The organism is Proteiniphilum sp. LBM24028 (assembly GCF_056629195.1).
Genome location: NZ_CM152817.1, coordinates 411387 through 437459 on the forward strand (window position 1 = coordinate 411387; position 26073 = coordinate 437459).

18 protein-coding genes are annotated in these 26073 nt (G+C 49.0%); 8 read left to right on the top strand and 10 right to left on the bottom strand.

The annotated features are described in order from the left end of the window. Nucleotides 1-9: 9 nt before the first annotated feature. The 3 genes from rsxC to AC1HCU_RS01570 are packed head-to-tail and all read right to left on the bottom strand — an operon-like array spanning nt 10 to nt 2645. Nucleotides 10-1341 carry an electron transport complex subunit RsxC gene (rsxC, locus tag AC1HCU_RS01560; protein ID WP_480370997.1) on the bottom strand — a complete coding sequence of 444 codons (1332 nt, stop codon included), beginning with the start codon at nt 1339-1341 and terminating at the stop codon, nt 10-12. A 14-nt stretch (nt 1342-1355) separates the two neighbouring features. Then, entirely contained in the window at nt 1356-2225 is an 870-nt protein-coding gene (locus AC1HCU_RS01565) for a Fe-S cluster domain-containing protein (protein WP_480368220.1), read from the bottom strand. Nucleotides 2226-2234: 9 nt separating this feature from the next. Next, complete coding sequence (locus AC1HCU_RS01570) at nt 2235-2645, bottom strand: SoxR reducing system RseC family protein (protein ID WP_480368223.1); 411 nt, start codon at nt 2643-2645, stop codon at nt 2235-2237. A 320-nt stretch (nt 2646-2965) separates the two neighbouring features. Here AC1HCU_RS01570 and AC1HCU_RS01575 point away from each other — a divergent pair, with 320 nt between their 5' ends. The 4 genes from AC1HCU_RS01575 to AC1HCU_RS01590 all read left to right on the top strand — a co-directional run bounded on the left by AC1HCU_RS01575 (nt 2966) and on the right by AC1HCU_RS01590 (nt 9199). Continuing rightward, entirely contained in the window at nt 2966-5221 is a 2256-nt protein-coding gene (locus AC1HCU_RS01575; RefSeq protein WP_480368225.1) for an aconitate hydratase, read from the top strand. A 24-nt stretch (nt 5222-5245) separates the two neighbouring features. Beyond that, complete coding sequence (gene icd / locus AC1HCU_RS01580) at nt 5246-6502, top strand: NADP-dependent isocitrate dehydrogenase (RefSeq protein ID WP_480368228.1); 1257 nt, start codon at nt 5246-5248, stop codon at nt 6500-6502. Nucleotides 6503-6617: 115 nt separating this feature from the next. Further along, nucleotides 6618-7973 carry a citrate synthase gene (locus AC1HCU_RS01585; protein WP_480368230.1) on the top strand — a complete coding sequence of 452 codons (1356 nt, stop codon included), beginning with the start codon at nt 6618-6620 and terminating at the stop codon, nt 7971-7973. A gap of 5 nt (nt 7974-7978) precedes the next feature. Beyond that, the gene (locus AC1HCU_RS01590; RefSeq protein WP_480368232.1) at nt 7979-9199 is read left to right on the top strand and encodes an NADP-dependent isocitrate dehydrogenase; all 1221 of its coding nucleotides are present in this window, start codon (nt 7979-7981) and stop codon (nt 9197-9199) included. Nucleotides 9200-9363: 164 nt separating this feature from the next. Here the strand turns inward: AC1HCU_RS01590 and AC1HCU_RS01595 are convergent, their stop codons facing one another. Next, a complete protein-coding gene (locus tag AC1HCU_RS01595) occupies nt 9364-11520 on the bottom strand; it encodes an elongation factor G (RefSeq protein ID WP_480368236.1) in 2157 nt (718 codons plus the stop codon). A gap of 460 nt (nt 11521-11980) precedes the next feature. Between AC1HCU_RS01595 and AC1HCU_RS01600 the strand changes: the two genes are divergently transcribed. From AC1HCU_RS01600 to AC1HCU_RS01615, 4 genes are all read left to right on the top strand, one after another. Further along, nucleotides 11981-14665, top strand: a complete 2685-nt coding sequence (locus AC1HCU_RS01600) for a calcium-translocating P-type ATPase, PMCA-type (protein WP_480368237.1) — start codon at nt 11981-11983, stop codon at nt 14663-14665. A gap of 205 nt (nt 14666-14870) precedes the next feature. Continuing rightward, entirely contained in the window at nt 14871-15125 is a 255-nt protein-coding gene (locus tag AC1HCU_RS01605) for an OadG family transporter subunit (RefSeq protein WP_321722028.1), read from the top strand. Between the two features lie 15 nt (nt 15126-15140). Beyond that, nucleotides 15141-17072 (top strand): biotin/lipoyl-containing protein, encoded by a 1932-nt coding sequence (locus tag AC1HCU_RS01610; RefSeq protein ID WP_480368241.1) that lies wholly within the window; start codon nt 15141-15143, stop codon nt 17070-17072. Continuing rightward, nucleotides 17072-18280 (top strand): sodium ion-translocating decarboxylase subunit beta, encoded by a 1209-nt coding sequence (locus tag AC1HCU_RS01615; RefSeq protein WP_480370999.1) that lies wholly within the window; start codon nt 17072-17074, stop codon nt 18278-18280. The genes AC1HCU_RS01610 and AC1HCU_RS01615 overlap by 1 nt, the downstream gene beginning before the upstream one ends. A gap of 28 nt (nt 18281-18308) precedes the next feature. On the opposite strand, the gene AC1HCU_RS01620 is transcribed toward AC1HCU_RS01615, so the two are convergent. The 6 genes from AC1HCU_RS01620 to pnp form a co-directional block, all read right to left on the bottom strand. Then, nucleotides 18309-19508, bottom strand: a complete 1200-nt coding sequence (locus AC1HCU_RS01620; RefSeq protein WP_294069945.1) for an aminotransferase-like domain-containing protein — start codon at nt 19506-19508, stop codon at nt 18309-18311. 69 nt (nt 19509-19577) lie between these two features. Then, a complete protein-coding gene (locus AC1HCU_RS01625; protein WP_294069948.1) occupies nt 19578-20003 on the bottom strand; it encodes an ACT domain-containing protein in 426 nt (141 codons plus the stop codon). A gap of 149 nt (nt 20004-20152) precedes the next feature. Continuing rightward, entirely contained in the window at nt 20153-21451 is a 1299-nt protein-coding gene (locus AC1HCU_RS01630) for a phenylacetate--CoA ligase family protein (protein WP_294069974.1), read from the bottom strand. Nucleotide 21452: 1 nt separating this feature from the next. Then, nucleotides 21453-22028: an indolepyruvate oxidoreductase subunit beta gene (locus AC1HCU_RS01635; protein WP_480368244.1), complete on the bottom strand. Its 576-nt coding sequence runs from the start codon at nt 22026-22028 to the stop codon at nt 21453-21455. After that, nucleotides 21998-23608 (bottom strand): thiamine pyrophosphate-dependent enzyme, encoded by a 1611-nt coding sequence (locus tag AC1HCU_RS01640; protein ID WP_480368247.1) that lies wholly within the window; start codon nt 23606-23608, stop codon nt 21998-22000. Before AC1HCU_RS01640 ends, AC1HCU_RS01635 begins: the two co-directional genes overlap by 31 nt. Before the next feature lie 201 nt (nt 23609-23809). Beyond that, entirely contained in the window at nt 23810-25984 is a 2175-nt protein-coding gene (pnp, locus tag AC1HCU_RS01645; RefSeq protein WP_480368250.1) for a polyribonucleotide nucleotidyltransferase, read from the bottom strand. Between the last annotated feature and the right edge of the window lie 89 nt (nt 25985-26073).

Genomic DNA, 26073 nt, shown 5'->3' on the forward strand with positions numbered 1-26073 from the left:
CTTCTTGCGTTAATTTTTTCTTGCCCTGATGATCCCGTTTACCTTACCTTTTCCCAGGCGGATGTAATCGAGCAGCGGCCGGTCGGCCGGACAGGTATAACTACAGGAGCCGCATTCGATACAGTCGATGATATGTTCTTTTTCGGCTCTGTCCCATACTTCATACTCGGTAAGGTTCATCAGCAGTGTAGGGTTCAGTCCCATGGGGCAAACGCTTATGCACCTGGCGCAGCGAATACAGTCCTTCATGGTCTTACGCTTGGCTTCAAGGGTGGGTATGATCAGGATTCCCGATGTTCCTTTCGACACGGGTATATCGATACTTGCAAGCGCTTTTCCCATCATGGGGCCGCCGCTGACTACCTTGCCAGTCGTTTCTGGCAGTCCGCCTGCTACATCAATGAGTTTGTTCAGCGGTATTCCCACCCGCGACAGGATGTTGCAGGGTTGTTTTACCTCTTTCCCGGTGACCGTGACCACTCTTTCTATCAGTGGCTTGTTCTTTTGTACAGCTTCATAGATCGCAAATATGGTGCCCACGTTTTGGACGACAGCACCCACCGAGATGGGGAGGGCGCCGCTGGGTATCTGACGGCCGGTAAGGGCATCGATTAGTTGTTTCTCGCCTCCCTGAGGATATTGTACTTTCAGTGGTTGCACGGTGATCCCGTCATATTCTTTCACCTTTTGTGTGAAAAGCCTGATGGCGTCCTGTTTGTTGTTTTCTATACCGATGACTGCTTTTTGAACATTTAACGCCTTCATTACTATGGTAGTGCCGACCAATATTTCATCGCTCTTCTCCATCATCAGCTGATGATCGGAGGTAAGCCATGGTTCACATTCCACCCCATTGATAATGAGTATCTCAGCCTTTGTGCCGGGAGGAGGCGTGAGCTTTACGTGAGATGGAAAGGTAGCACCACCCATACCCACGATGCCTGCCGTAGCGATCTTGTTGAGAATCTCCCCGGGGGCGAGGTCACAGGCCCTTTTTAAGTCTGGTGAACGGTCGACCGATGCCTCCCACTCGTCTCCTTCCACCTTGATAAAAACGGAGTCTCGCTTATATCCGCTGGCGTCGAGTGATTTATCGATTTTCAGTACGGTGCCTGAGACCGGTGAATGGATGTTTGCCGAAACAAACCCTACTGATTTGCCTATGAGGGTGCCAACCTTCACATTGTCACCTTTCTTGACAACAGGCTGACAGGGAGCACCAATGTGCTGCGACAGCGGGATGATCACCTGGTCGGGAATGACAATGGGTTGTATTGCCTTTCCGGCCGATATTTTCTTTTCTTTAGGGTGAATACCGCCGATACGGAATGTTTTTAACATATAATTCTGTTTTCTTACACGATTACGGTAGCCTCTTCCTCTTTGGGTGTCGGTGGGGTTTCCTTGCGGGGTGGGAAGTTCAGCTCCAGGATAGATTTGGTAGGACATACCGGGACGCATTTGCGGCACAGGCGACATTTGTCGTCGATGATAAATGCAAGGTTGTTTTCGATGGTGATGGCCTCAAAGGGACATGCCTGCTGACATTTGCTGCATCCGATACAAGCCACGTCACAAGCCTTTTTGGCAACACCGCCCTTGTCCTTATTGACACAACTCACGTAGATGCGGCGTGATTTGGGTCCCTGTTTACGGAGCTCGATGATATCCTTGGGACATGCCTTCACACAGGCACCGCAGGCGGTACATTTATCTTCCACTACTTCCGGAAGCAGGGTCACGGGATTGATGTGGATCGCATCGAAGGTACAGGAATCCACGCAATCACCCAGCCCCAGGCAGCCGAAAGAACAGCCTGTGTCACCACCATACAGGGCCGAGGCGATGGTGCAGTTTGAAGCACCATCATAGAGGTTAAGACGTGGACGAGAGTCGCACGTACCATTACAGCGGACGACCGCTATCTTTTTCGCTGCCACGGGCGCCTTCCTGCCAAGGAGGGCAGCCACTTTGTCCATCGTATCCTGTCCTCCAACGGGGCAAAAGAGATCTTCCATCGACTCAGCCTTCACACATGCCGAAGCGAATGAGGCGCATCCCGGAAAACCACATCCCCCACAGTTGGCAGCCGGTAAAGAGTCCTGAACCTCTTGTATGCGAGGATCCTCTTCCACCTTGAACTTTTGTCCCACCATGTATAGGATGGCCGCGCTTCCGGCGCCAATGGCGCCCAGTGTAGCAACGGCAGTTAGTAGTACACTCATATTCGATGATTAATTTGTTTTTTTAATACTGAATCTGAAAGTGTTCGCCATCTTATGACGCAACAGATAGAGAATGAAATAATAGGGTACCAGAACCAGGATGGAGCCAAGGGCTGCTTCTGTTTCGTTGAAGTGCCATACCGTGGTGCTCAGCACCAGCATCCCGATCAGCAGAATCAGGGGAAAAACAAAGGCCCACAGCACCGCTTTATAGCCGACAGAATTCCTGCCGGACACAACCACCCGTTCCTGTTCGCGGTAGAGACCGCTGTTATCAGAAATGTCTACCAGCTTCTCTTTCATATCGGCAGCTGTACAGGCACCTTTGGCATGGCAGGCACTGCATGCCGACTGCTGTAAAATACGGACGATGATATGATTTCCGCTGATTTTTTCGATAACTCCCTCGTGTTCAATCATGCAACTGTGGTAAATTGAATCCGACTATTCTCTTCTGTTTTTTCGAACTGCAAAGTTAAGGATTATTTTTGTGATTCGGTAATATTTTATTGAACTAAAAGCAGCCTTGAATGTTGTACACTAATTGAGGTTTTATAAGATCAAAATGTCATAAATCCGGAGGGAAATGTGTAAATATCTTATTTACATAAAGGGTAGTTAAGGCTTTTATTGTGAACAGCTACGGTTTTACACGAACATTTTTCCGTACAAATTTGTTAAAAAGCGGATCGCAGCATTTTGTAGATTCATCAATTATATATTTAATATACCTGAATTGTATGATATTCGATATTGATATGATCCATGATGTGTACGCACATCTGCCGGAAAAGATTAAAGCGGCTAAGAAAGTTTTACAACGACCCCTTACGCTGACTGAAAAGATTCTCTTTGCCCATCTCTCGCCGGGGACCCCGCTAAAGGACTATCAGCGTGCAAATGATTATGTGGATTTTGCTCCCGACAGGGTGGCCATGCAGGACGCTACCGCACAGATGGCGCTGCTGCAATTGATGAATTCAGGTCGCAACACCGTAGCAGTTCCTTCCACCGTGCACTGCGACCACTTGATTCAGGCTTACAGGAATGCGGAAGAAGACCTTCAAACAGCCAATATTACTAACCGGGAGGTGTTTGAATTCCTGCGCGATGTGTCCAACAAGTACGGAATAGGTTTCTGGAAGCCGGGTGCAGGTATCATCCACCAGGTAGTGCTGGAGAACTACGCTTTTCCGGGAGGAATGATGATTGGTACCGATTCGCATACGCCCAATGCGGGAGGGCTGGGTATGATTGCCATTGGTGTGGGCGGTGCCGATGCCGTAGATGTGATGGCGGGCCTGCCATGGGAGTTGAAGATGCCTAAACTGATTGGCGTGAAGCTTACTGGCAAACTATCGGGTTGGAGCGCTCCCAAGGATGTGATACTGAAGGTGGCTGGTATCCTTACCGTGAAAGGAGGTACCAATGCCGTTATTGAATATTTCGGCGAGGGCGCTGCCTCGATTTCTGCAACTGGCAAGGGAACTATCTGCAACATGGGAGCCGAGGTGGGAGCAACAACCTCCATCTTTCCTTTCGACCATAAGTCTGCTGCCTACCTGGAACAGACTGGCAGAAAAGAAGTGGCAGACGCGGCACGCGCAATCATGGAATACCTGCAGCCTGATCCCGAGGTGGAGGCTAACCCGGAAAAGTATTACGATCAATTGATAGAGATCAATCTCTCCGAGCTTGAACCCCATATCAACGGGCCGTTCACGCCTGATGCCGCCTATACTATCTCCGAGTTTGGCGAGGCGGTGAAGAAAAACAATTACCCCCGCAAAATGGAGGTGGGACTCATTGGATCATGTACCAACTCTTCCTATGAAGATCTTACCCGTGCCGTCTCCATCGTAAAGCAGGCGCGTGACAAGCATGTTCCGGTGAGGGCACAGTTCCTTATCAATCCCGGCTCGGAACAAATACGGTATACCGCAGAGCGCGACGGCATCCTGCAGGTGTTTGAGGAGGCAGGTGCCACCATCATTGCCAATGCATGCGGCCCCTGTATTGGTCAATGGAAACGAAGTGAAGAGGCTACGGAGCGCCCCAACTCCATCGTCACCTCATTCAATCGCAATTTCGCCAAGCGCAACGATGGCAATCCTAACACACATGCCTTTGTGACATCGCCCGAGCTGGTGGCTGCGCTGACTATCGCAGGCGATCTCTGTTTCAACCCGCTAACCGACACACTGGAGAATGCTGAAGGGAAACAGGTGAAACTTACCGAACCTACCGGCTATGAGATGCCACCTCTTGGCTATGAAGTGAAAGATGCGGGTTACCTTGCACCGTCGGCTGACGGCAGACAGGTGGCAGTATCCATTGATCCGGATTCAAACAGACTGCAGAAACTGGAACCATTCCCCGCATGGGATGGGAAGGATTTTAGTAACTTGCCACTGCTGATAAAGGTGCAGGGAAAATGTACCACCGACCATATATCGATGGCGGGTCCCTGGCTTCGTTTTCGCGGACACCTCGACAACATCTCCGACAATATGCTCATTGGTGCGGTAAACGCTTTCAATGAAAAGACCAATGCCGTCCTCAATCCCGACACCATGGAACATGAATCGGTGCCTTCGTTGGCACGAAAGTTTAAAGCTTTGGGAGTTGGTTCGGTCGTAGTGGCCGAAGAGAACTATGGCGAGGGATCGAGCCGCGAACATGCCGCCATGGAACCGCGCCACCTGAATGTAAAAGTGATTCTGGTAAAGTCATTTGCCCGTATTCATGAAACCAACCTCAAAAAACAGGGCATGCTTGCCCTCACCTTCGTAAACAAGGACGACTACAACAAGGTGCAGGAGCAGGATAAGATCAGCGTGACGGGTCTTGCCGGGTTCGCTCCCGGAAAGAATCTCACTATTGAACTGTTGCATCCCGATGGATCAAAGGATACCTTTGAGGCAGCCCACACCTACAATAAACAGCAGATAGCATGGTTCAGGGCGGGTAGTGCACTGAATGCAATGAAAAAGTAAACAAAACCTTCATACTGATGGCTCATGCAAATAACCAAACAAGATGACCGGCTCCTCGTACCTGATCATCCCCTGATTCCTTTTATTGAAGGTGACGGGATTGGCAAAGAGATCACTCCCTTTGTTCAGCAGATCATCGATGCAGCAGTCGGAAAAACATACGGAGGTAAACGAAAGATCGCCTGGATAGAGGTGCTGGCGGGAGAGAAGGCTTATAACAAGGTGGGTAGCTGGCTGCCTGCAGAGACAATGGAGATGTTCCGCAACAATTTCGTTGGAATCAAAGGACCGCTTACTACGCCTGTGGGAGAGGGTATCCGTTCTTTGAACGTGGCGCTGCGCCAGGAACTCGATCTCTATGTATGCCTGCGTCCGGTACGCTGGTTCCGGGGTGTAGCCACTCCCCTGTTACATCCCGAGAAAGTGCATGTCACCATTTTTCGTGAAAATACCGAAGATATCTACGCCGGCATAGAGTGGGCTGCCGGTACTCCCGAAGTGAAAAAGGTACTGACCTTCCTGAAAGAGGAGATGGGTGTTGCAAATATCCGTTTTCCGGAGACCACCTCCATCGGAGTGAAGCCGGTGTCGTTGGAGGGTTCCGAGCGACTGGTACGTGCTGCCATTCTCTACGCACTGGAAAATAAGCTGCCTTCCGTCACGTTGGTACACAAGGGTAACATCATGAAGTTTACAGAGGGTGGCTTCAAGAAATGGGGATATGCGCTTGCCGAACGTGATTTTCCGGACCAGACTTTCACCGAGCACCGCTTCAACAGTATAAAAGCCGAAAAAGGACTTGATGTGGCAGTGGCAGCTTACAACCAGGCTCTCTCATCGGGCAGGGTTTTTATCAAGGATGTCATAGCAGATGCATTTCTGCAGAATACCTTGTTGAAACCCGAAGAATACTCTGTCGTAGCTACTCTTAACCTGAATGGTGACTATATTTCGGATCAGTTGGCTGCCATGGTGGGCGGAATAGGCATCGCTCCCGGTGCCAATATCAACTACCGTACCGGTCATGCTATCTTCGAAGCAACCCATGGTACGGCTCCCGATATTGTAGGGAAAGAAAAGGCCAATCCCTGCTCCCTGCTTCTTTCCGGTGTCATGATGCTGGATTATATGGGATGGCGCGATGCAGGAAAACTTATCACCGAGTCGCTCGAAAAGCTTTTCGAAGCGGGTTACGCGACACCTGACCTGGCACGCTTCATGGAACAAGGTAAACCACTGACTACATCACAATTTTCACAAAAGGTAATAGAAAACTTGTAAGAAAAAGAGGAAAAAGTAAACAAAAGAGACTGAATGAATGTTAAAACAAAAGCCATCCTGAAACCGGCTCCACAAAACATTTGTAGTATCACAACAAAACAAACAGACAGAAAATATGGATAATGAACAGTTGACGAAAATTTTATCGGATTCCATCGCTTTCACGAGCAATATAGACAAGGAGCTTTTTCCAAAAATGGGTGTAAAGCGTGGCCTGCGAAATGAAGATCATTCGGGCGTACTCGCGGGTCTCACCCGTGTGGGTGACGTGGTAGGATATGAGAGACAGGAGGATGGAACCCTGAAGCCTATACCCGGAAAACTTTATTACAGGGGTATGGACGTGGAAGAGCTGGTGAAAGGTATTCAATCTGAAAACAGACTTGGTTTTGAAGAGACAACCCATCTTCTTCTTTCCGGAAAACTGCCCACCCTGGAGGAACTGGACGCGGTGAAATCACTCCTTGCGCATACCATGCCACTGAATCATACGGCAACCATGAATATCCTTTCGCTAAAGGGTAAGAATATCATGAATATCCTGGCCCGGAGTGTACTGGAACTGTATGCCTACGATGAAAACCCGGATGATATCTCACCGGAAAACCTTGTACGCCAGTCGGTGAACCTTATTGCAAAGTTTCCCACCATCATTGCCTACGCATATCAGGTGCTGCGTCACGATCAGATGGGGCGTTCGCTGCATATCCGTCATCCCTATGAAGACCGCTCCGTGGCGGAAAACTTCCTCTTTATGATGAAGGGGCGCGATAAATATACCGAATTGGATATTAAAATACTCGATCTCGCGTTGATCCTGCATGCCGAACATGGCGGAGGAAATAACTCCACCTTCTCAGTGCGGGTTACCAGCTCCACGGAAACAGATACCTATTCGGCCATCGCTGCAGGAATAGGTTCCCTCAAGGGACCACTCCATGGTGGTGCCAACATCAAGGTGCAGGGAATGCTCCAGGATATGAAAAAGAATGTGAACGACTGGAAGAGTGTGAGTCAGATCGACAATTATCTGTTAAAGATTCTCCGCAAAGAGGCATTCGACCGTACGGGTCTTATCTATGGTATAGGGCATGCGGTATACACCATCAGCGATCCCCGGGCTGACCTGCTGAAGGCTATGGCGCGCGAACTGGCTATAGAGAAGGGACGTCTCGAAGAATTTGAATTCATGGAGTTGATTGAACAACGTGCAGTGGAAGTGTTTCTCGGTTTCAAGAAGGAAACAGCAAAAGCAAGAACCTGTATCAACGTGGACTTTTATTCGGGTTTCGTGTATGAGGCCATAGGGCTTCCCAGTGAAGTGTTTACACCGCTGTTTGCCATGGCCCGCATTGTGGGCTGGTCTGCACACCGCATCGAGGAACTGAATTTCACAAGCAAGCGTCTTATCCGTCCGGCATACAAGAACGTCCGCGAAAAACAACCCTTTGTTCCCATTAATGAGAGATAAAGTATATGCAAAAGATAAAAGTCCAAAATCCGGTCGTGGAGATCGATGGAGATGAAATGACCAGAATTATCTGGTCATTTATCAAAGAGCAGCTCATATTGCCGTACCTCGACCTGGATGTCAAATATTTCGATCTCAGTATCCAAAACAGGGATGCCACCGACGACCTGGTGACCATTGATGCGGCAGAGGCAATCAAAAAATACAATGTGGGAATCAAATGTGCCACCATCACGCCCGACGAGGCACGTGTAGAGGAGTTTGGCCTGAAGAAGATGTGGAAGTCACCCAATGGCACCATCCGAAATATCGTGGGTGGTACCGTCTTTCGGGAGCCTATCATCTGCAGCAATATCCCCCGCTACGTGCAGGGGTGGACCGAGCCCATCATCATCGGGCGTCATGCTTTTGGAGATCAGTACCGTGCGACTGACACAGTGATCAAAGGAAAGGGTAAACTCACAATGACCTTCACCGGTGAAGATGGCGAGACACGAAGCTGGGACGTTTTCAACTTTCAGGGCGATGGCGTGGCCATGGCGATGTACAATACCGACGAGTCGATATATGGCTTTGCCCGTTCCTCATTTCAGATGGCACTGGCAAAGAAGTATCCGCTCTACATGTCCACAAAAAACACCATTCTCAAAGCATACGACGGACGTTTCAAGGATATCTTCCAGGATGTATATGAAAATGAGTTCAAGGAATTGTTTCAGGAGGCCGGTATCACCTACGAACACCGGCTGATAGACGATATGGTGGCCTCAGCCATGAAATGGAGCGGAGGCTTTGTATGGGCCTGCAAGAACTATGATGGAGATGTGCAGTCCGACACCGTAGCCCAGGGTTTCGGTTCACTGGGCATGATGTCTTCCATCCTGGTTACACCCGATGGCAAGACAGTAGAGGCCGAAGCGGCGCACGGCACCGTCACGCGCCACTTTCGACAGCACGAACAGGGAAGGGAGACCAGCACCAACCCTATCGCCTCTATCTTTGCATGGACGGGCGGACTGGCACACCGGGGAAAGCTCGATCATAACCCGGAACTGATCAATTTCTGTCAAAAACTGGAAGAGATATGCGTGAAAACGGTAGAAGGAGGCGAAATGACAAAGGATCTTGCGTTGCTGGTACATGGTAATGATGCCTCACGTGATACCTGGCTTACCACACAGGAGTTTCTGCAGGCATTGAAAAGAAACCTGGAAAAGAGTTTTTAGCTTTCTGTTTCATGATATAAAGTTGTTTATATTCAATGGTCTACGCATTGGCGTACCAGGCGTGATAAAAATCAGGAGCGGCCAGACGGTCGCTCCTGCTAATAAAATACTGAACCAGTGGTATGACCATTCCCCTTTTGATATTTCAAAAGAGGGAATGATGATTAATCCTCCTTTTCCTGTTCTTCGTAAGCTTTCAGTAACTTATCCTGCACATCGGAAGGCACCAGTTCATAATTGGAGAACTTCATGGTGAAAGAAGCCCTGCCTCCTGTCACGGAGCTCAGTGAGGTGGAGTAGTTGCCCATCTCCTTCAGAGGTACCTTCGCCTTCAGCTTCTCAAACCCTTTTTCACTCTCCATACCCATGATAATGGCACGGCGTCCCTGCAGGTCACTCATTACATCTCCCATATAATCTCCCGGTACAGATACGGTTACGTCGTAAACAGGCTCTAGGATTTTAGGCCCTGCATTTTTGAAGGCGGTACTGAATGCATTTCGCCCGGCAAGCATAAAGGAGATTTCATTGGAGTCTACCGGATGCATTTTGCCGTCGTAGACAATTACCCGCACGTCGCGGGCATAGGATCCGGTGAGCGGTCCCTGTTCCATGCGTCCCATGATCCCTTTCAGAATGGCCGGAAGAAAACGGGCATCGATGGCACCACCCACAATACTGTTGACAAACACCAGTTTGCCACCCCAGTCAAGGTCTATTACCTGCGTGTCGCGATTCTGGATCTTGAATTCCTGCCCGTTGAAGCGGTATATTTCCTGAACAGCCATCCCCTCGGTATATGGTTCCACAATGAGATGCACCTCCCCGAACTGACCGGCACCACCAGACTGCTTCTTGTGGCGATAATCGGCGCGTGCCGACTTGGTGATAGTTTCACGGTAAGGAATTTTTGGTTCCAGAAATTCTATCTCTATCTTGTCGTTGTTCTCGAGGCGCCACTTCAGTGTTCTCAGATGAAACTCGCCCTGTCCCGAGACGATTGTCTGCTTCAGCTCCTTCGATACTTCCACGATCCATGTAGGATCTTCCTCCTTCATGCGTGTGAGTGCTTCGCTCATCTTCTCGGAGTTGGATTCGTTTACCGCTTTGATGGCTCTGCGATAGCGGGGTTCAGGATATTTGATAAAACTGAACAGATGCTCGGCTCCTTTGGCATTGAGCGTATTGCCGGTACGCACATCTTTAAGTTTCACTGCTGCGCCAATGCTGCCTGCCTGCAACTCTTCCGCCTTGTTGCGGATTTGTCCGGCCACGGTATATATCTGTGCCAGGCGTTCTTTGGAACCGCGGTTTATATTGGCAAGATCGTCGCCTTCCTTCACTTTTCCCGACATCACCTTGAAATAGGAAACCTCCCCGATGTGGGGTTCTACTGTTGTCTTGAAGAAGAAGAGGCTTGTGGGTGCCGTAGCATCTGCTTTTACTTCTTTACCCTCACTGTTTACCGGTGCTGTTACATCGGTAGGAGAAGGGGCCACCATACTCAGGAAGTTCATGAGCCGGTGCACCGCCATATTCTTCTCTGCAGAGGCACAGAAGAGTGGAAACAGCATGTGACTCACCATTCCCTTGTGAATACCGTCGCGCATCTCCTCTTCGGTAAGTGAGCCCTGATCGAAATATTTCTCCATCAGTCCCTCGTCGTTCTCGGCTGCTGCTTCGAGGAGAGCTTGATAATATTCACTGGCTCGTTCCTGCTCACTTTCGGGAATTTCAAGCACATCGGGAGCCGTGCTTCCCGGCTTCCAATGGTAGTACTTCTGCTTCAGTACATCCACTATACCATCAAATGCAATTCCGTTACCTGTGGGGTATTGCACCGGCACCACCTTGCTGCCATAGAGCTCCTTGAGGTTAGCCAGTGTATTTTCATAATCTGCTTTCTCATGATCCATGCGGTTTATCAATAGTACAAGCGGTTTCTTCATTTCGTCTACGTAACGGAACTGGTTGATGGTCCCCACGCCCACACCGTTAGCTGCATCAATGAGCATCAGTGCCATGTCGGTGACATTAAGCGCTGAGACCACGCCACCCACAAAATCATCCGACCCGGGGCAGTCGATAAAATTCATCAGTTTTTCTTTCCACTCGTATGAAAAAAGGGTGGAAAAAACAGAATAACCATACTCTTTTTCCACGGGAAAATAATCGCTCACGGTGTTCTTCCCGTCGATGGTACCACGTCGTTTTATAAGACCACACTCGTAAAGCATAGCTTCAGCGAGGGTGGTCTTACCTGAACCCGCATTGCCAATAAGGGCAATGTTTTTAATTTCATTTGTTTTGTAGACTTTCATACGATTTTTTATTTTTATATTGTATATAGTATGGAACTCGCAGTAATAATACTCTTTTTGTGAGAATAATTTTGACAAAGTCGATTACTTCGTAATTCATGCCCGTTTCATGATTAGAAAATTTTTTTAAAAAATGTGTCACATTGATCAGTATCGCGTTGAGAAAACGTTGGGTATTGATCATTTATACTATTCGAAAAAAGGCAATAAAAATGACTTTGCGTCGGCGAAGACTCACAAAGTCATCATGTCTTAATAGCGCTTGCAATTTATAAAAATAGGGTGAGAAAGAAAAATGTTATATTTATGTTATACAACATATATTGATGCATGGATGTTGAAAGGTGTTAATTCAGGAAACATTCCCGGGTCCTCAAATGTTTACCTACAGAATAAAAAACGTATGTAAGCGGTGCCAGGCTGACAAGTGGCACAAAAATAATCAAATAGCGGGAAAGAGATGAACCAACAACCAGCCCGGCATTACAGCCAATCCATCGAAGATATTTTACAGCAGGCGGGTGCCGATCTTCATTCGGGACTCTCCATGGAGACAGCAGAAGAGCGTCTTGCAGAGTACGGACCTAACCGGCTTGAATCGACAAAACTAAAATCACCATACATCATTTTTTTTGAACAATTTAAAAGCAGCATGGTGCTTATCCTGCTGGTGGCAGCCATTATCTCGGCGGTGATTGGTGTGATGGAAGGGGAGGGGCTGGTGGAAACCTTCGTAATACTGGCTATTCTGGTTGTGAATGCGATCATCGGTACCATACAGGAACTGAAGGCGCAGTCGTCGCTTGAAGCGCTTAACAAGATGAGTTCACCCCACTCGAAGGTGTTGCGTGGAGGACAGGTGGAGGAGGTGATTTCCACTGATATTGTCCCGGGCGATATTGTGGTACTTGACACAGGTGATATCATTCCAGCTGATCTGCGGTTGATTGAAACTGCAAACCTGAAAATACAGGAATCCGCCCTTACGGGTGAATCGGTACCGGTAGAGAAGAACAGCGGGACACTTGAAGATATGGAAATTCCGTTGGGAGATCGTAATAACATGGCTTTTTCTACCAGCATGGTCACTTATGGGCGGGGCAAAGGTGTGGTTATTGCTACCGGTATGCGTACTGAGGTGGGCAAGATTGCCCATATGCTACAAAATACGCAGGCAACGGAGACACCCATGGGCAAGCGGCTTGAACAGTTGGGTAAGGTGTTGGGGTATGTGGCGCTGGGTATCTGTGCTTTTATTTTCCTCGTGGGATTGTTGTATGGAAACGACTGGCTGGAGGTGTTGATGATGGCGGTAAGTCTTGCCGTGGCAGCTATCCCCGAAGGACTGCAGATTGTATCAACGATTGTGCTGGCTATTGGTGTGCAACGCCTGGTGAAATTGAATGCCATCGTGCGTACCCTGCCGTCGGTGGAGACGCTGGGAAGCACCACGGTGATCTGTTCCGACAAAACCGGCACACTCACGCAAAACAGGATGACTGTGGTGGAAGGATGGAGCGGAGGCAACCGGATCGATTTTCGTAATGATCCTCCTGCCGGAGAGCTTGACAGCAATGTGAATCTCCTTTTACAGACGGCACTTTTGTGTACTGATGCCCATCTTAAGATACTGGCAGACGGCAAACACGAAACATCCGGAGATCCTACCGAGACAGCAATTGTGGACGTGGCACTCGGAATGAAGAAAAACAAACTCATACTGGAGCAGCAGTTTCCCCGGGTGGAGGAGGTGCCTTTCGATTCTGAAAGAAAACGAATGTCCACCATCAACAGGATGGGAGAAGGATGTTTTCGCATCCATGTGAAGGGAGGACTCGATGAAATACTGGATGTCACTTCGCAAATACTCATACATGGAACAATTCGTCCTATTACCGATGAAGACCGTGAAATCATTCATAAAGAGAATCTCCGGATGGCAAAATCGGCCCTAAGGGTGTTGGGTGTGGCTTATAAGGATATGGATTCCGTTCCCCCAGAGGTGACTGTGGACACGGTTGAAAAAGAACTTGTTTTTGTGGGATTACTTGGAATGATTGATCCGGCCCGGCCCGAGGTAGTGGAGGCGGTCAGAAAATGCCGCACGGCCGGTATACGGCCCGTGATGATTACCGGAGACCATAAGATTACGGCTATAGCCATCGCCTCGGAGATTGGTATTTATAGGGATGGAGATAAGGGTATCACCGGTTCCGACCTTGAGGAAACATCGCAGGATATGCTCAACCGCACGGTACAGGATTATTCGGTCTATGCCAGGGTGGCTCCCGAACATAAAGTACGTATTGTACAGGCATGGCAGTCGCAGGGCGATATTGTGGCCATGACCGGCGATGGTGTGAATGACGCGCCGGCACTCAAGCAGGCCGACATCGGCGTATCTATGGGCATTGTGGGAACGGAAGTAGCTAAAGGTGCTTCAGATGTAATCCTTACTGATGACAATTTTGCCACCATCGTAGGCACTGTGGAAGAGGGACGTCGTATCTACGATAATATTCTGAAAGCCATACAGTTTCTGCTGTCTGCAAATGTGGGAGAGATACTTCTGATCTTTATTGCCTCTATCTTTAATATCGGCAACCCGCTCTCACCCATTCTTATTTTATGGATCAATCTGGTGACCGATAGTCTGCCGGCATTGGCGTTGAGCATGGATCCGGCGGAAAAAGATATTATGACCCGCAAGCCGAGGAATCCCAGGAAGGGTTTTTTTACAAAAGGAATGATTTGGAGAATCTTCTACCAGGGAACAACTATCGGGCTGATTTCACTGGCAGCCTACATTATGGGATATGTAGACGGCGGTCGGCCACTTGGACAAACCATGGCTTTTGCCGTACTGGGTTTCTCCCAGTTGTTACATGTACGTAATTTGCATTCCAACAAGATTTCATCTTTCCAAACCAGCCTGTGGAGCAATAAACCACTGCTGGGAGCTATCTTTCTCTCCACACTGTTATTGTTACTTGTTTTGCTTATTCCCGGAGTTATGTTTGTTTTTGGAGTGGTGGAGATGGACAGTACGCACTGGCTTTACGTGGTCGGTTTGTCGCTGCTTCCCATCGTGATTGTTGAACTGATGAAATTATTCAAAATAAATCATTCCAGAGATGAGTATTAAAAATGGGAAATCCCGTCACTGCAGTGCTCAAAAAAGTGACTTAAATAATCTTAAATTGCGCATTTCGTTAGTTTTCGTGCATAAAACCGAATAATTTTTGTATTTTTGACCTCTAAAAATTGCATTCTTGTGTTAATTCCGTTCATTCTAGCTCAGTCGGGTTATCGGGTTATCCTTGTGCGATAGTAAATTATAACAAATACATATGGAAAATTTAAATGAGGCATTAGGCCTCTTGGCCATTGGTATGATCATGGTGATTATTGTACTTTGGCTGGTGGTGGGACTTGGAAATCTGGTAATCAATTTCACCAACAGATTTATACCGGATGAGAAAAATCATGGAGACGCCAATAAACCTGAGAGGCAAATTCATTCAAAAAAAATGGCTGCCATCGTGGCTGCCGTCGATATGATTACACATGGTCGCGGGAAGGTGGACTCGGTTCAGAAGAAATAAATTAAAACATTATATATGGCAAAAGAGATAAAATTCAGTCTCTTATACAGAGACATGTGGCAGTCATCGGGAAAGTACGTACCTACGGTGGAACAGCTTACAGAAGTAGCTCCCGCAATCATAGAAATGGGATGCTTTGCGCGTGTGGAGACCAATGGTGGCGGGTTTGAACAGATCAACCTGTTGTTCGGCGAAAATCCCAATACGGCTGTCCGTAAGTGGACCAAGCCTTTCCATGAGGCCGGTATTCAGACACATATGCTGGAGCGTGGGCTAAACGGGATTCGGATGACACCGGTACCTGCCGATGTACGCCGGCTGATGTTCCAGGTAAAAAAGAAGCAAGGTACCGATATTGCCCGGTCGTTCGACGGGCTGAACGATCCGCGCAACCTGGAGAACTCCATCCGGTTTGCCAGGGAAGCGGGGATGATCTCCCAGGCGGCCCTGAGTCTCACCGTTTCGCCCGTGCATACGGTCGAATATTATACCTCGCTGGCCGATACGCTAATTGAAATGGGCGCCGACGAAATCTGTGTGAAAGATATGGCAGGCGTAGGTCGCCCGGCAAGCATTGGCATGATCATCAAAAACATCCGGGAACGCCACCCACAGATCCCGGTGCAATATCACGGCCATGCAGGCCCCGGCTTCCAGATGGCATCTATTCTGGAAGCTGCCCGCGCAGGGGCGGAGTACATCGATGTGGGCATGGAACCCCTCTCGTGGGGTACAGGTCATGCCGATGTGCTGGCGGTGCAGTCGATGCTGAAGGATGCCGGTTTCAACGTGCCGGAAATTAATATGCAGGCATACATGAAGGTGCGTTCGTTGACGCAGAAATTCATGGATGACTTTCTGGGCTACTACATCGATCCCAAAAATAGGGTGATGAACTCGCTGCTCATTGGCCCCGGGTTGCCGGGCGGCATGATGGGAAGCCTGATGGCCGATCTCGAGAACAACCTTGCTTCCCTCAACAAGTGGAAAGCAAAGAACGGACAGCCTGAACTCACACAAGACGACCTGTTGATCAAGCTTTTTGACGAGGTTACCTATGTGTGGCCCAAGGTGGGGTATCCCCCGCTGGTCACTCCATACAGCCAGTATGTGAAGAATCTCGCGTTGATGAATGTGCTGCAGCTTGAAAAGGGCAAGGAGCGCTGGTCTATGATCGCCGACAATATCTGGGACATGATCCTGGGCAAGTCCGGCAAGCTTCCGGGGGAACCCTCTACCGGAATCGTGGAGTTGGCAAAGCAGCAGGGACGTGAGTTTTATACCGGCAACCCGCAGGATCTTTATCCCGATCAGCTGGACGAGTTCAGGGCTGAGATGCAAAAGAAGAACTGGGATTTGGGTCAGGACGACGAAGAGTTGTTTGAATTGGCCATGCATCCCGAACAATACAGAGCATACAAATCGGGTGATGCCAAACGCTCTTTCGAGGCAGATCTGGCAAAGCGGAAAGCAGAAAAGGCCGCACAGTCAGCCCCTGCCGTTCCGGTAGACGCGGCAGTCAATGGAAACGGTTTTCAGCCAAAAAGACTGGTGGTGACCATCGACAACGAGGAGTACGTGGTAAATATTTCATACCCCGATGGAGAAAGTAACGGTACCCAAACTGCCGGAGCCTCCGCATCTGCCGTACAGACAGACATGTCACCCTCCGTGCAAAAGCCTGTGGTACCCGTTCCGTCGTCCAGCGGAGAAGTGAAAGAGGTGATTTCGCCGCTTGAGGGAAAATTTTTTCTTACCAAAGATTCGTCGGAGACTCCGCTGAAAGTGGGGGATACCGTGAAAAAAGACGATATCGTCGGATACATTGAATCGATGAAAACATACAATGCTGTCGCTGCCGAAGAAAATGGTGTGGTGACAGAGATCTGTTTCGCCAACGGTGATTCCGTAGATGAAGATGACATACTTATTAAAATGCAATCATGATGGGTGAATTCTTTTCTAACATAGTGGAAGTAACCGGCTTTGGTCTTGTCGACTGGGGCACTGTCCTGATGTGGGTCATCTCCGGGATGCTATTATATATGGGTATTTTTAAACAGTATGAGCCCTTGTTGCTGGTGCCCATTGGGTTTGGCGTACTTCTGGCGAACCTCCCCGGTGCAGGGCTGGCGGTTGTCGAGAGTAACATGGTTGTGAATCCTGACGGAAGCCTGATGAACCTGCCCGAGATAGCATCCAAGTATGGCATCATTAATTTTCTCTATTACTCTCTTATCAAGTCAGGTATTCTCCCTCCCGTCATCTTCATGGGGGTGGGGGCTTTGACCGATTTTGGTCCGATGCTGAGAAACCTGAAACTAGCCTTCTTTGGTGGTGCGGCACAGATTGGTATCTTTACGGTGGTCATCCTTGCGGTACTGATGGACTATTCGTTGCCTGAGGCGGCCTCCATGGGTATTATCGGAGGAGCCGACGGACCTACTGCCATCTACACCACCATCAAGCTGGCGCCACACATGCTGGGTCCCATTGCCATTGCTGCCTATTCCTACATGGCGATGGTTCCGGTAATCATCCCCGCCGTGGCAAAGCTGCTGATGACAAAAGAGGAGTTCGCCATTCACATGAAGAAGATGGACAAGCAATATCCTCCGAAAAACGAGATCAAACATCTGAGGGCAGTCAAGATTATTTTCCCTATTGTACTGACGCTGGTCGTTTCTGTGCTTGTACCTTCTGCCGCTCCTCTCATTGGTATGCTGATGCTGGGTAACCTTTTAAAGGAAATAGGCCCCAATACAGCACGTCTGGCAGATGCCGCTTCCGGCCCGATCATGAATACCGCCACGGTATTCCTGGGGGTGTGCGTGGGGGCGACCATGCCAGCCCTTGTATTTCTCCGTTGGGAGACCATTGGAATTCTTGTATTGGGTTTGTTTGCTTTCGCAATCTCTATAGGTGGAGGTATTTTGGCCGTGAAGCTTTATAACAAGGGAGCGAAGAAGAAGATTAACCCGCTAGTGGGCGCTACCGGCCTGAGTGCTGTACCCATGGCATCGCGTGTAGCCAACGAGCTGGCGCTGAAATATGATAAATCGAATCACATCCTGCAGTACTGTATGTCCAGTAACGTTTCAGGCGTGATTGGCTCGGCTGTAGCTGCTGGCGTGTTGATCGCCTTCTTGGGTTAATAGTGGCAAAATTCGTGAGGTGTGTGTCTTACCTGCCATACACCTCACGAATTGCTTCCGCAATCACCGGAACACCGCGGCGGATGGTTTCCACGTCGGTGTTGCAGAAAGACACCCGCATGTGGTCGTTGCGGATTCCGTCGGGATCGAATGTCTTTCCGGTGACAAAGACCACCCCATTTTCAATCGCTTTTTTCAATACATCGGTTGCATCGCAACCTTCAGGCAGTTGTAGCCATGCATAGAATCCTCCGCGGGGCTTTTCAAATGTCACATACTTCGGCAGGCAGGCTTCCAGTGTCTCAATCATGGCCACTCCTCGTTTTTTGTACTCCTCCCGGACCTGGGCGACATAGGTGTAAATATGTCCCTCACGGATAAATTTGTCCGCAATGACCTGTGAGATGCTGGGCGAGCAGGCGTCGATAGATTGTTTGATCAACTCGCACTTCCGGTAGACCGATTCGGGCACAAGCATCCATCCGAGACGCAGTCCGGGTCCCAGTATCTTCGAGAATGAACCCGTAAAGCAAACATCTATTCCTTCCGGATCCATTGTTTTGATCAGCTGCATCTTTGGCAGGTCCTCCTCGTAAAAATAGAGGTCGCTATATACATCGTCCTCAATGATGGGTATTTCCTTGTTTTTCAGTAGTTTAACCATCTCCTGTTTTACTTCCGGTGAGTAGATGATTCCTGCCGGATTGTGAAAGTTGGGTGCATAGTAGAGAAATTTCGGTTTGATAGATGTGCTTTCCAATCTTTTTTGCAACTGATCTATTTCCATCCCGTCACTCATCAGCGGTACGGTAATCAGTTCGGCCTGGCAGGCACGAAAAGCTGACAGTGCCCCGATAAAGCTGGGTGTCTCCACCAGCACCGGATCTCCCGGGTCTATGAAAGCCTTTGCCAGGATATGAATTGCCTGAAGTGAGCCGGTTGTGATGATCAGTCGGTTATTTTTCATCGGGAGTCCCTTTGTCTCCAGATAGCCCGACAATGACTCAAGAAGAGTAGGAAGGCCGGTTGTCGGACCGTACTGCATGGCGGTCTGCTTCTCTTTTTCTGTGAGCGAGTTGTAAATTTTGTCCATGATCATGAGCGGGAACAACTCGTTGCCCGGCATACCACCGGCGAAGGAGATCATATCGGGAGCCGTGGCAAGACTCATCAGATCGCGGATTTCTGATGAACGGAGATTGGTTGTACTATTTGAAAATCGGGGCATAGTTTTTTTTAGTTGTCAGCAGTTGGCTTTTAAGAGTAAATTTACTTCCTTCAGTGGTTAGGAATTGGCTTACAGTTGGTAAATATCGACTTGAGAGAGAAGTTGCAGATTGTTCTTCTCCAGTACTCCGCTCATTTGTGAGATATCTGCGCCACGAATGACCGCCAGTGCCACATCGTTGTTGGAGAAAGCATACATATAATCCACGTTGATATTTTCTGCAGTCAAGATCTCCAGAATGCGATAAAGTGACCCCGGTTTGTCGGGGATATTCACACAGACTACGTCGGTGAGTCCTATGGAAAAACCAGCCTTCTCCAGTATTTTTTTTGCCAGTTCGGGCCTGCCCACTACCATGCGTACAATACCATAATCGGCCGTTTCTGCGACGCTGAGCGCGGTAATATTCACGTCGTTTTCAGCCAGTATCCGGGTCAGTTCAGTGAGTCTCCCTGAACGGTCTTCCAGAAAAACAGAAAGTTGTTTGATGTGCATTTTATTTTCGGTTTCGGCTTTCAGCTTTCAGCTCTTGAGGAGCAAACATGAAGCTTTCAGCGGTTGGTATGTTAGTTTTAGTCTTTAGCTATCATCAGTCAGCTCTTTGAAACAATGTTGTCTTTAGCGACGGAAGTACATTACATTAATTAGCACTGTCGGTGGTCGATCACCCGTTTGGCTTTCCCTTCCGATCGTTCGATACTGTGCGGTTCCACCAGGCGAACTTTTGCACTGATACCCAACGTTGATTTAATATTGTGGTCAATGCGCTGTCGTATGCCTTCAAGTTCGCGGATACTGTCGGACCAGTTTTTTTCATCTATCTCCACCAGTACCTCCATTGTATCGAGATTGTTCTCCCTTTTGATAATCAGCTGATAGTGAGGCGTAGTTTCGGTCATCTCCATAAGTACCGATTCTATTTGCGAGGGGAAGACGTTTACACCACGAATGATAAGCATGTCGTCGGTACGCCCCAAGCATTTCTCCATGCGTACCAGAGTTCGCCCGCAGTCACATTTCTCCCTGTGAAGCCGGGTGAGGTCGCGTGTACGGTAACGCAGAAGAGGCATGGCCACCTTACTCACCGGTGTGAAGACCAACTCACCCAGTTCACCATCGGGCAACACTTCCAATGTTTCGGGATGGATGATCTCCGGGATAAAGTGATCTTCAAATACATGGTTGCCGCATTGGCAGGCGCATTCCATCGATACACCCGGTCCTATCACTTCACTCAGCCCGTAAATGTCATAGGCTTTGATCTGCAGCAGCTGTTCAATTTCTCTGCGCATCTCGTGAGTCCAGGGTTCCGCACCAAAAACACCAATGCGGAGTTTGATCTCTTCCGGAGCGATTCCTTCTTTACGGATACTTTCACCCAGATGTGCCGCATAGGATGGCGTACAGGCCAGGATGGTTGCCCGAAAGTCGGTCATAAATTGTAGTTGCTTTTTGGTGTTCCCGGTCGATATGGGAATCACGGTGGCGCCCACTTTTTCAGCCCCGTAATGCAGTCCCAGTCCTCCCGTAAATGGCCCGTAGCCATAGGCAATCTGGATGGTATCACCACTGTGTATGCCAGCCATGGTGAGGCTGCGTGCTACCACCTCAGCCCATATCTCCAGATCCTGTTGCGTATAGCCCACCACCGTGGGCTTCCCTGTGGTACCACTTGATGCGTGGATTCGCACAATCTCGCTTTGCGGTACGGTGAACAGTCCAAAGGGATAGTTATCGCGAAGATCGGTTTTTGTGGTAAAGGGCAGATATTTCAGCTGATCCACACTTCTGATGTCGCCGGGTTCTATGCCTGCCTCCTTCAACTTGTTATGATAAAAAGGTACGTTGTCGTAGATTCGGTGAATCATCGCAGTGAGGCGTCCACTTTGTATCTCGTACAGTTGTTGCCTGTCGGCACATTCAATGTCGGAGTTCCAGGTCATCTTATTTTTGTGCATAATCTTTTCCGAGTCTAAAGGCGTTCAGGTTCGTCGCAATGATTTTTTCTCCTTTATCGGCAAAATAAGTGGCGATTGCTTTTTCCAGTTCTGTTGCTTCCATACCGGTGTAAGGTGCTGCGGCACCCAGCATGGCTACGTTGTATGTCTTCACATTCCCGGCCTCCGTGGCGATTGCTCCCGCGTCTATCAACAGACAGGAGGCAGATTCTCGTATATGGTTCAATAGTCCTGTTTTGTCGGGGTAGTTCCGGATATTTTCATAGGATTCCGTTGATGTGACGATGACTCCTCCCGGCGATAGGAAAGGAAGGTATCGTAACGACTCCATTGGTTCAATAGAGAGGATCAGATCTGCTTTCCCGAGAGGAATCAGATCCGAGTAAATTTCTTCAGTGGAGATGCGTAGGTGTGACTCAACGGCGCCGCCGCGTTGACTCATGCCATGTACTTCTGCCTGCTTCACGTGAAGACCCAGATTCATGGCTGCCAGATCTATGATGGATGCGATGGTGAGAATACCTTGTCCACCTACTCCGGCAATAATGATGTTTTTTTGCATTGTTTTTTTTGTTTTTTCAATGTCTGTACACATTCTCGTTGTGAAATGATCACCGAGACGCCTTCGTAATCAAGTTCTTCTTTGAGGATGGCTCTATTCTCATCCAGATTCTTTTTCAATGGAATAATTAACCTGATATGCTCTTCCTCCACGCCCAGCCCTTTACAGATATCGAAGAACCTTCCGGTGCCGGCTGAATTCTGTCCACCAGTCATGGCTGTTGTATCATTGTCGGATATAATGATGGTGACTGGCGAACGGTCGTTCACCGCATCCAGCAGTCCCGTCATCCCCGAGTGGGTGAAGGTGGAGTCGCCAATCACGCAGACTGCCGGTCGAATGCCCGCATCGGCAGCACCTTTGGCCATGGTGATGGAAGCTCCCATATCTACGCAGGTACTGATGACACTATAGGGAGGCATTGCTCCAAGCGTGTAGCAACCTATGTCGCCGAAGACCTGCTTATGTGGATAGGATTCCATTGCCATGTTGAGAGCATCGAACAGGTCGCGGTGACCGCATCCCTGACAGAGCATCGGTGGCCGTGGCACGACAATTGCAGGGATCGTTTTCACTTCCGGAGTCTGTAAACCGAGTGCTTTCGCCAGCAGGGCGGGAGAGAGTTCCCCCGTACGTGGCAATGTCCCGTCGAGTCGTCCCCGGAACTTCCGGTTGCCGAAATAACCTTTCAGCAGTTCCTCATATACCGGGTATCCTTCTTCCACAATCAGGATATCGTCATATTGATTACAAAATGCTTTTATTTTCTCCTCAGGCAACGGATATTGCGATATTTTCAACAGAGGGATTTGCAGTTCGTAGCTGCTGATTATTTCCATGGTGTAGTTGTAACCAATGCCGAATGCGATTACAGCTTTGTTTCCAATTCCTTCTTTTACCTTGTTATAGGGGGAAGATTCCGACAATAAAACCAACTCCTGCTGTTTTTCCAGCAATTGCTGATAGTTTCTTCGGGCATTTGCCGGCAGCAGGATCCATTTTCCTTTTTCTTTCGAAGGATCCAGCCTGTTTTGTGGACGTGTTTCCGTTTTTGTAACCACTGCTCTGGAGTGAGAGAGCCGGGTGGGTATACGTAGCAGTACGGGCAGTGCTGTCTGCTCGGACAGGTCGAAGGCATACCGCGTTATCTGATAAGTTTCCTGCTGATTTGCCGGTTCCAGCACCGGTATCAGGGCAAATTTGCCATATACACGGCTATCCTGTTCGTTCTGGGAGGAGTGCATGGAAGGGTCGTCGGCTACCACGATCACCAATCCGCCATGTATACCTGTGACGGAAGAGTTCATAAATGCATCGGCAGCAACGTTCAGTCCCACATGCTTCATACATACCAGGCTTCGCTTGCCGGCAAACGACATGCCCAGCGCAGCTTCATAAGCCGTTTTTTCATTTGTCGCCCATGCCGAACGAACAAAGGGGTCTCTTGCCTGCGGCGATTTTTGTATGTATTCGGTTATTTCTGTCGAAGGTGTGCCGGGGTAGGCATAGACACCCGATATGCCCGCATCCAGTGCCGCCTGTGCAATGGCTTCAGCACCCAATAGCAATTGTTTGTTCATATTCCGGATAACCCGTTTTTGCGGATATTGCTGGTTGTTGTTTCGTTTTATTGCAAAAACGGTCTTTAAGGTTGCAAAATTACAAAAATAATGAGTTGAAAACTACAGATATTTGTAATTAGAATGATTCTATATTTGTATAAAAAACAAAAGCGGACCAGAAATGTCCGCTTTTGGATAGTGATATGGTTTGAAAGAATATTAATCTTCTGTCCTGCGAGGGCGGTCTTGATGTTCGCCATGCGGATTATCTTCTTTCGGAGGACGCGGAAGCAATACTTTTCGGGAGAGTTTGAATTTTCCCGTCCGCGGGTCAATATCGATCAGTTTTACCTGTATCCTGTCTCCCTCTTTGATGCCTGCATCTTCCACTTTTTCGAGTCTTTTCCAGTCGATTTCGGATATGTGGAGCAGTCCGTCCTTTCCGGGTAGAAATTCACAGAATGCGCCGTAGGGCATCACAGAGCGTACGGTAGCTTCGTATACTTCGCCTACTTCGGGTACGGCCACAATACCTTTGATCTTGTTCATGGCTGCATCGATGGAAGCTTTGTTGGTAGCAGATATTTCCACCCGTCCCTTGTTGTCAATCTCTTCAATGGTGATGACGGCACCGGTCTCTTCCTGAATGCCCTGGATGATCTTTCCACCCGGGCCAATCACGGCGCCTATGTAGTCTTTCGGTATCTCAATCACTTCGATGCGCGGTGCATGTGGTTTCAGATCGGCACGCGGTTCTGAAAGTGTTTCCATCATTTTGCCCATGATATGCTCGCGTCCTGCCTTGGCCTGAGCCAATGCTTTCTCCAGGATCTCGAAAGAGAGTCCGTCCACCTTGATGTCCATCTGTGTGGCAGTAATTCCGTCTTTGGTGCCGCATACCTTGAAGTCCATATCTCCAAGATGATCCTCGTCTCCGAGAATGTCGGAGAGAATGGCATAGTTCTGTCCCTTGTTCTCTGATATCAGTCCCATGGCGATGCCGCTGACCGGTTTTTTGATTTTCACGCCGGCATCCATCAGTGCAAGTGTTCCCGCGCAGACGGTGGCCATGGAGGAAGAACCGTTTGATTCCAGAATGTCAGATACCACGCGAACCACGTAGGGATATCCCTGTGGGATCATCCGTTTGAGTGCACGGTGGGCCAGATTGCCGTGACCGATCTCGCGACGGCCGGTACCGCGTTGCGGACGAGCTTCGCCGGTGGAGAAGGGTGGAAAATTATAGTGGAGCAGGAAACGGTCCGAGCTGTGTACGAGCGCATCATCGATCATCTTTTCGTCGAGCTTCGTTCCCAGTGTAACGGTTGTAAGCGACTGTGTTTCACCGCGGGTAAAGAGTGCCGATCCGTGTGGGCCGGGAATAAAGTCCACTTCGCTCCAGATGGGGCGTATTTCGGTGGTCCGGCGTCCGTCGAGTCGTTTACCCTCGTCGAGGATGCTACGACGCATCGCCTCTTTTTCCACTTCGTGGTAATAGCGGCCTGCAAGTGGTGCTTTTTCTTCGCGCTCATCTTCAGGGAGCGCCTCCATGAAGTCGGCCAGGATGGTCTCAAATGCTTCCATGCGCTGGTGCTTGTTCGGATTTTGTGATGCTGCCACCTCATAAGCACGTCCGTAGCATTTATCCCACACCAGTTTACGCAATTCGTCGTCGTTATCTTCGTGGTTGTAGGTGCGTTTTACTGTTTTGCACACTGCTTCGGTCAGTTCAATTTGAGCCTGGCAGTGTTTTTTGATCTCCTCGTGTGCCACTTTGATGGCTTCGAGCATTTCGGCTTCCGACACTTCATTCATTTCACCTTCCACCATCATGATGTTGTCGAGGGTGGCACCCACCATAATGTCGATATCGGCTTTAGTAAGTTCCTTGAAAGTGGGATTAATCACATATTTTCCCTCGATACGGGCTACACGTACTTCTGAAATTGGTCCGTTGAAAGGTATATCGGATACCGCCAGTGCGGCAGAGGCGGCGAGGCCGGCCAGTGCATCGGGCATATCTTCGCCATTGGAGGAGAAGAGAATCACATTTACAAAAACATCGGCATGGTAATCGTCGGGGAAGAGAGGACGGAGGGCTCGGTCTATTAGCCTGCTGGTCAATATCTCAGAGTCGGAGGGTCTGCCTTCTCTTTTCAGGAATCCACCCGGAAAACGTCCGGCGGAGGCAAACTTCTCCCTGTATTCTACCTGTAAAGGCATAAAGTCGGTTCCCGGGGTTGCATCTTTTGCTGCGCAAACGGTTGCCAATATCATCGTGTCACCCATGCGAAGGGTTACGGATCCGTCGGCCTGTTTTGCCAGTTTCCCTGTTTCCAGCGTGATTTCGCGGCCGTCAGGCAGCATAATACGCTTAACTATTGGATTTGTCATAAATAAAAATTATTTTTCTATACATCTAAAATCCCACAAAGTTACACAAAGTTTTGGTTTATTGAGACATCATCACTTTAAAAATTATC

Coding starts and splice junctions, on each gene's coding strand:
- rsxC (WP_480370997.1), bottom strand. CDS start 1,341: ATGTTAAAAACATTCCGTATCGGCGGTATTCACCCTAAAGAAAAGAAA.
- AC1HCU_RS01565 (WP_480368220.1), bottom strand. CDS start 2,225: ATGAGTGTACTACTAACTGCCGTTGCTACACTGGGCGCCATTGGCGCC.
- AC1HCU_RS01570 (WP_480368223.1), bottom strand. CDS start 2,645: ATGATTGAACACGAGGGAGTTATCGAAAAAATCAGCGGAAATCATATC.
- AC1HCU_RS01575 (WP_480368225.1), top strand. CDS start 2,966: ATGATATTCGATATTGATATGATCCATGATGTGTACGCACATCTGCCG.
- icd (WP_480368228.1), top strand. CDS start 5,246: ATGCAAATAACCAAACAAGATGACCGGCTCCTCGTACCTGATCATCCC.
- AC1HCU_RS01585 (WP_480368230.1), top strand. CDS start 6,618: ATGGATAATGAACAGTTGACGAAAATTTTATCGGATTCCATCGCTTTC.
- AC1HCU_RS01590 (WP_480368232.1), top strand. CDS start 7,979: ATGCAAAAGATAAAAGTCCAAAATCCGGTCGTGGAGATCGATGGAGAT.
- AC1HCU_RS01595 (WP_480368236.1), bottom strand. CDS start 11,520: ATGAAAGTCTACAAAACAAATGAAATTAAAAACATTGCCCTTATTGGC.
- AC1HCU_RS01600 (WP_480368237.1), top strand. CDS start 11,981: ATGAACCAACAACCAGCCCGGCATTACAGCCAATCCATCGAAGATATT.
- AC1HCU_RS01605 (WP_321722028.1), top strand. CDS start 14,871: ATGGAAAATTTAAATGAGGCATTAGGCCTCTTGGCCATTGGTATGATC.
- AC1HCU_RS01610 (WP_480368241.1), top strand. CDS start 15,141: ATGGCAAAAGAGATAAAATTCAGTCTCTTATACAGAGACATGTGGCAG.
- AC1HCU_RS01615 (WP_480370999.1), top strand. CDS start 17,072: ATGGGTGAATTCTTTTCTAACATAGTGGAAGTAACCGGCTTTGGTCTT.
- AC1HCU_RS01620 (WP_294069945.1), bottom strand. CDS start 19,508: ATGCCCCGATTTTCAAATAGTACAACCAATCTCCGTTCATCAGAAATC.
- AC1HCU_RS01625 (WP_294069948.1), bottom strand. CDS start 20,003: ATGCACATCAAACAACTTTCTGTTTTTCTGGAAGACCGTTCAGGGAGA.
- AC1HCU_RS01630 (WP_294069974.1), bottom strand. CDS start 21,451: ATGACCTGGAACTCCGACATTGAATGTGCCGACAGGCAACAACTGTAC.
- AC1HCU_RS01635 (WP_480368244.1), bottom strand. CDS start 22,028: ATGCAAAAAAACATCATTATTGCCGGAGTAGGTGGACAAGGTATTCTC.
- AC1HCU_RS01640 (WP_480368247.1), bottom strand. CDS start 23,608: ATGAACAAACAATTGCTATTGGGTGCTGAAGCCATTGCACAGGCGGCA.
- pnp (WP_480368250.1), bottom strand. CDS start 25,984: ATGACAAATCCAATAGTTAAGCGTATTATGCTGCCTGACGGCCGCGAA.